Below are 6708 nucleotides of genomic sequence, written 5' to 3'. Positions count from 1 at the left end.
CAACCCAACCAAATTTTAGACACCTTAAAACAGGTAAAAGATGACGTTGCCGTCATCAAAGGTGTGGATTGGGCAAGAAATCCGCATAGCTTTAGCCATATTTTTGCCGGCGGTTATGCCGCGGGCTATTACAGCTATTTATGGGCGGAAGTGCTATCGGCAGATGCGTTCTCGCGTTTTGAAGAAGAAGGCATTTTCAACCCCGTAACCGGACAATCTTTCCTTGATGAAATTCTTACCCGTGGTGGTTCAGAAGAGCCAATGGCGTTATTCAAACGCTTCCGCGGCAGAGAACCGCAATTAGATGCCTTGTTAAAACATAAGGGAATTTCAACTCAATAGCATTCACTTCTCCTCAGGGTGCATAGCTAAGATCTATGCACCTCATTCATCATATCTATAAATATCACCACTAAGCATTATTGAAATAGCATTTCATAGAATCTTCCTCATTCTTAAAATATTTTTTGATAATAATTCTTATTTATAATAATATTAATGAGAATTATTACTAATAAGGAGATGTTTTATGGAAATGAAGAAAACTATTCTATGCACGCTCAGTTCATTATTCTGCATAAGCTGTGCTTCTGGCGGCGGTGGATTTGAAGTGGAGAATGCTAACCCACCTAATGTTATTACTGATAATCAGCCTGCTAAACCTAGTTATGTCAATGAAAATAACGGCAAAAAACTAGAATCTCCTGCACCAGAGGATCTAAGTGAAATGGCTTGGGTAGCCACAACCCCTTGGGGAGCTGGCGGAGGCGGAGATGTTTTTGTAATGAATAGTGATTATGAATATGTAAAAACCCAAAAACGCATCATTAGCGATACACGCACTAACCTTAATCCAGCAGATTATGATGTTCTATTATTTAAAGGGGATTATCCTCTCACTCAAGATCATCAAGCCCATTCAGAGTCTATTCAAGTTATTGATGAAAATGGCAAAAAAGTATGGAAAAGAGCGGTGAAAGATATTTCACAAGTCTTTCCTATAGAGGACAAAGAGAAAGGCACAACCTTGGTTTTTTATTCTACAGAAGATCGTGTTAATTACATTTATCTCAAAATTACAGAGTATGGTGATGCAAAAGTCGGTTTTATTGAATTAATTGAACAAGATCCCAAAACCGTTCTTCCTAGAGGGCAAAGCTATAACAATATTTTTTATGCCATTCGCGAAAAAACAATGGATATGCCGGTGAAAGGAAAAGTAACTTATAACGGTGTTTGGGAATATGCAACCTATACCCCAGAAAAAAGTAGTGGTAGTGGTTCATACCACGAAACTGGCCAGCAAGCTGGAGGAACATCAAAACAAAACAAAGCTGTTTTTACTGTTGACTTTTCAAGTAAAACAGTAAGCGGACAACTTGATGCCATTGATAAAAATAATAAACGAATTGTTTATGATATTAATGCAACAATTACAGAAAATGGTTTCCGTGGTAATGCTACAAAAAATAGTCAGACCACCCTCTTTGTTAATGAAGGAAATAGCAATCCCCCATTACCCGAAAACGCAAAAGTATTAGGCTCCTTTGCAGGTAAAAAGGCAGAACAATTAGCGGGACGAGTATGGTCAGAAAACAATCATTTCGCTGGCGTTTTTGCGGCCAAGCAAAATTCAGAAGAAGGGGTTGAAACTGACGGTAAGCGTCTAAATGCTCAAACCCTCTCTTTCACTAATGAAGGAGATAGAAGCACCTTTGCTGAAAATAAACCACAATCGCAAAATTTTTCTGGCGATATTAATACGCTTCAAATTGATGGCATTTTGGTTAATTTAGATACCACTAAAACAGACAATATATGCTGCGGAAATTTTACCTTTTTACGTTTTGGCATTGAAAACCACGAAATAAAACAAGTAGATAATCAAACTGATAAGAGAGGTAATCTATTTGTACAAGGCTATGTTACGCCTATTTCTGAAATTCCTTCAACTGGTGAAGTAAAATACCTCGGGCATTGGTATGGATTTGGTAAAGGTCAAGCTACTAATGTATCAAGACGTTATCAAGATGCTGAATTTACAGCAAATTTTGCTACTCACCAAGTATCGGGCGAATTGAAAAATAATGGCGAAACGCCAGCCGTAAAATTTGAAAACCTCGCTATAACAGACAATGGCTTTACTGGAAAAGCAAATCTCGCCGTACACGATGGTAATACTACGGGATCTGGTTCTGTTATTACTGGTGAAGCAAATGTCGTTGGTCATTTTTACGGTACAAACGCCAATGAAATTGGGGGAACTGTAATCAAAGAAGACAAAACTTTCGGTGCCGTTTTTGGTGGGAAACAAATTCAACAATAAAAGGAAATGACAATGTCAGCAAATAACACTATTTTTCTAATAAACAGAATAAATCTCGTTTTTTGTCTTTTTTGTACCGCACTTTATGCTCAAGCTAATAATCAACAAAATGTTTTAGAAGAGCCTGATTCCACAACACTAGAGACAATTTATGTTAAAGAAAAATTTGAAAAACAGAAACAAAACGTTTCAGGCTTAGGAGAGGTACGCAAGAATCAGGCTCAAATACAAAATGAGCAAATAGAAAACATTCGCGATATCACCCGCTACGATCCCGGCATCTCCATTACCGAAGCAGGAGGACGAGGAACAACGCGGGGATTCTCTATACGCGGTGTTGACCAAGATCGCGTAGCCATTGATCTAGATGGATTAGGTGCTTCATCAACCTTAAAAAGACATGATGCGAGCGGTACATTTTCAATGTTATCAGCCTCTTCAAAAAATGATGTTGAATATGAAGATCTTCGACTTCTTGATCTGCGAAAAGGGGCATCATCTGCAGAATCGGGTAGTGGCGCATTAGGCGGTGCGGTATCAATGGAAACAAAAAATGTTGATGATTTTTTACAGCCCGATCAATCCATAGGTGGCCGTTTTAAAGCCGACTATACCTCTAAAGATAAGCGTAAATTATACAGTGGTGGACTCGCTTTCCGAGCTGGGAAATTCGATGGATTTGTGCAATATTCTCATCGTAATGGTCATGAAGTTCAAGCTCATAAAAATCTTTATAAAGGAAGCCTTTTCATTGCTAATTACGCCGATCCTGTCGATCCTATTATGAATAAAAAAGGACGTTGGGTGAGTATGGAAGAAGTTAGTGGAGTACGTCGCCGTATCCCGAATCCACTCGATTATGAAAGTGATTCATTACTCAGTAAATTTGGCTGGCATTTTACCCCACAACATTACTTAGGTATCGTAATAAATCGGACTAAACAACAATATAAAATGCGCGAAATGCAGCGCCCAAACTATTATAATGGTCGAGAGAAGCATCTGATTAATGGCGTACTCTACTCTGAATCCCCTTTCTATGATGAAATATCAACAAAACGGATTCAATATACCCCTTCACAATTTTATTTTGATACACATCAAAATAATAGAATTGGATTAGAGTACCACTTTGATGCAAAAGATGAAGCCTCTTGGCTAAACTCTGCGGTGGTTCGTTTTGATAAGCGTGATCTGATTATGCAATCAGAAGTGAAACGTCTAAATTGTGCTAAGTGGCCTTCAGTCGATGCGAATTGCTGGGCAACTGAAGATGGGCAAAAATCTTGGCATCATATCGTTAATAGCAAACAAACAGACTATCGTTTAGATCTCAATTTAAATAAGCTCTGGGAATGGGGAGAAGCAGGACATGATACCCGCGTTGTTCTCGGATCTATATTTAGTAAACATCATTTTTATGATTATGATCGCTTTAGCGATATCATTTATAAGCGTGTCGCCTCAGGGCCTATTGAACTTGATAGTAATCAGCATAGTGATTTTCACCCAATTACCCCAATAAAAAGTCGCCATTATTTTATTGGTATCAGCGATTCCATCACACTAGGGGAAAAATGGTTTATCTCTAGTGCATTACGTTATGATCACTATCAATTTAAAGGTAACCCAACCCTTGAGGAGCAACAACGTTCTATTCAATTCAAGCAAAGTAAATATCAAAACCTCTCTTGGGATTTTGGTGTCAAATACCAAATTATCGAGCCATTAGCCTTCACTTATCGCAATAGTAGTGGATTTAGAGTGCCTTCTGTTTACGAACAATTAGGGCCAACGCTTAATGCTAACGGTCATTCAGTCCAAGGAAAATTAGATAAAGAGTACTCTCGCAACCAAGAAATAGGCGCTGAATTTGAATACAAAGCATTACGTCTAAAAAGTAGCTATTTCTGGGCAACTTATAAAAATATGATTGCACTCGCTTCTTTAAAACAACCTACGGGACAAGGGCGAGGCGATTTATTCTATTACAATACACAAGATATCAAAGTGCGTGGCTATGATATTAGCGCGAATTTAGATCTCTATAGTTTATGGGCGCGTTTCCCTGAAGGGCTTAATCTATTTGCTAAAATCAGTAAAACACAGCAAATTGGCGGGCCAGCTAAAATGCCTGAAAAATATGAAGGAAGAGCATACTCCCTTGATTCTCTTCAACCGCTACGATTGGTATATGGACTATCCTACCTCTCACCAGAAGAAAAATGGGGACTCAACTTCGTTACAACCTATTCGAAAGGAAAAGATAGTGGGGAGCTTGTGGCTCAAGATAGCTCACCGTTAGGCGTGATAGAAGAAAGCCGTTCTCATATTAAAACAAAATCTTGGATTATTGCGGATCTCACAGGACATTATCAATTTAATAAATATATGACATTCCGAGCTGGTATCTACAATTTATTTAATTATCGCTATGTGACTTGGGAGTCTGCTCGACAAACAGTATGGAATGGCAGTTTAGAAACTAATTTAGATACCCCAAACTACTCTGTCGTAGCCGCCCCTGGACGTAACTTTTTTGCAGGACTAGAAATTAAATTTTAATAAGTGATTAAATGCGGTATGCCATAGGCATACTGCATTTTATTGAGTAATGAGCAATGAAAAAAATAATATTCCTAATTATTCCCCTTACTCTATCGAGTCAAGTATGGGCTTTACCACAAGATATAACTATAAAAGAAGCCCCTGAATTAAATTACGAGGCTATCAATATTCATAATTCTTCCTCTTATTGGCAAGATACCCCAAAATCCTCTTCAGAACCCCGTAAAATTAAGGCAGAGCAATTGCGTTATGCGCCTGAATTACTACAAAGAGTAATAAACATTGCAGTTCAGCAAGAACATATTCCACTACTGACAAAAATTCTTCCTATCTATGAAACAAGTGCTAACCCAAGCCCAATTATCATCGCTTATGCAAAAGGGTTAATAGCAAAATCAACACAGCAATATCCCTTAGCCATAAACCAATTTACAAAAGTAGAAAAACTCCAGCCTAATTCAGAAAAAGCCATTTTTCATCGTATTGACAGCCTACTGCTAGATCAACAAATCTGGCTGGCCTCAAAACTTGTTCAGCAGCATCTATCAACACCCTCTCTACCATTCCGTCTTCAACTAGAGAAAATAGATCAATATCTCCAATCTCGTAAAGAATGGAAATACTATCTTAAAATCGAATTTCTCAATGATAAGAATATTAATAATGCACCAGATAAAGCAAAAGTTGGCTCATTTTCATTCGAAAAGCCCCTTGCAGATAAAGGGTTAAGCTATCAATTTGGCAATCAAAAAACTTTTTTTATGCCAAATGGTTTTTATACTCAATGGCAAACTGATTTTATCGGCAAAATATACCGCACTTATCACCAATACAATGATTTTTATGGGCGAATAACGATGCCTTTCGGCTATGCCAATTATCATCATCAATTTACACTAGAGCCTTATACAGGACTACGCATTTTTGCCGAAAAGCCTTACACTAATCATTTTGGTATAACAACCAGCTGGCAATATCAATGGACGAACAATTTTCGCAGTAAAATTGCATTTAATTATGCAACTGAACGGTATCGGCAGAAACAATATAAACATCTCACAAACTACACACAAAATCTATCGTTGAGTGGCACTTGGACAATTAACTCAAAATGGTATGCTGGCATCTCTGCTGAGATAGGTAAAAAATATGCCACCGATTATCCACAAGATCGATATATAAAATATCGGGCCAATATCAATATAGGCTATCAAAACCAAAATATTGGCGCTCGTTTACGCCTTGCTCGCGAACAGAAAAACTACCAAGCACCATTCTACTGGGGATTAAGTGGTAATGCCAAACGGCAGGATCGCGAAACACAATTTTCAGCATCAATCTGGTCCCCTCATATTCAATTTATGGGGATAATGCCAACATTAGGTTATAACTATCAACGTGTAAACAGTAACAGCTTAAATATTCCTTATCACAAACATAGCATCACATTTGAAATACAAAAAATATTTTAATGTGAATTCTCCTCTTAGCTTCTATGAGTCTTGGCGTTAATTAAGATAGTAAAAATCCCAAAGGAGAGCATTTGAGCTAGAAATTTAGGCCTATGCTCTCCTAAATAAGTAAAATTTATATTCAATGTAAAAGTATAAAAGTGCGGTTGTTTTTTCCTACATTTTAGGCTAACAAGGAATTACCTGATATTTATCACGTTATGACAATAATGGGATAAATTAAGGGGCTGTAGTAGATTAGCCCTAAATTTCACACCATTTTCGCAATATTTTTAACTGCTCTTTTGGTGTCCCAAAGTTAAACCGAAATTCACATTCCTTCAAGAATAAAGGAAAGTTTTT

General features: G+C 37.5%; 4 protein-coding genes and 1 pseudogene. 4 read left to right on the top strand and 1 reads right to left on the bottom strand.

Going from position 1 to position 6708, the window contains the following annotated elements:
* From ACNAV8_RS11510 to ACNAV8_RS11495, 4 genes are all read left to right on the top strand, one after another.
* On the top strand, window positions 1–342 hold a 342-nt coding region (locus tag ACNAV8_RS11510), incomplete at its 5' end, for a M3 family metallopeptidase (protein WP_415777747.1).
* A 187-nt stretch (window positions 343–529) separates the two neighbouring features.
* Window positions 530–2326: a transferrin-binding protein-like solute binding protein gene (locus ACNAV8_RS11505; protein ID WP_415777746.1), complete on the top strand. Its 1797-nt coding sequence runs from the start codon at window positions 530–532 to the stop codon at window positions 2324–2326.
* Between the two features lie 12 nt (window positions 2327–2338).
* Window positions 2339–4891, top strand: coding sequence for a TonB-dependent hemoglobin/transferrin/lactoferrin family receptor (locus tag ACNAV8_RS11500; protein ID WP_415777745.1), 2553 nt, complete (start codon window positions 2339–2341; stop codon window positions 4889–4891).
* Between the two features lie 56 nt (window positions 4892–4947).
* Entirely contained in the window at window positions 4948–6366 is a 1419-nt protein-coding gene (locus ACNAV8_RS11495) for a surface lipoprotein assembly modifier (RefSeq protein ID WP_103855801.1), read from the top strand.
* A gap of 243 nt (window positions 6367–6609) precedes the next feature.
* Here ACNAV8_RS11495 and ACNAV8_RS11490 read toward each other — a convergent pair.
* Window positions 6610–6708 (bottom strand): annotated as a pseudogene (locus ACNAV8_RS11490) (IS1595 family transposase); the annotation flags it as partial.

The sequence above is a fragment of the Avibacterium endocarditidis genome (assembly GCF_965138825.1).
GTDB lineage: Bacteria > Pseudomonadota > Gammaproteobacteria > Enterobacterales > Pasteurellaceae > Avibacterium > Avibacterium endocarditidis.
Note: the sequence above shows the minus strand (reverse complement) of the source record. Positions and strands in the feature narration are given on the sequence as shown.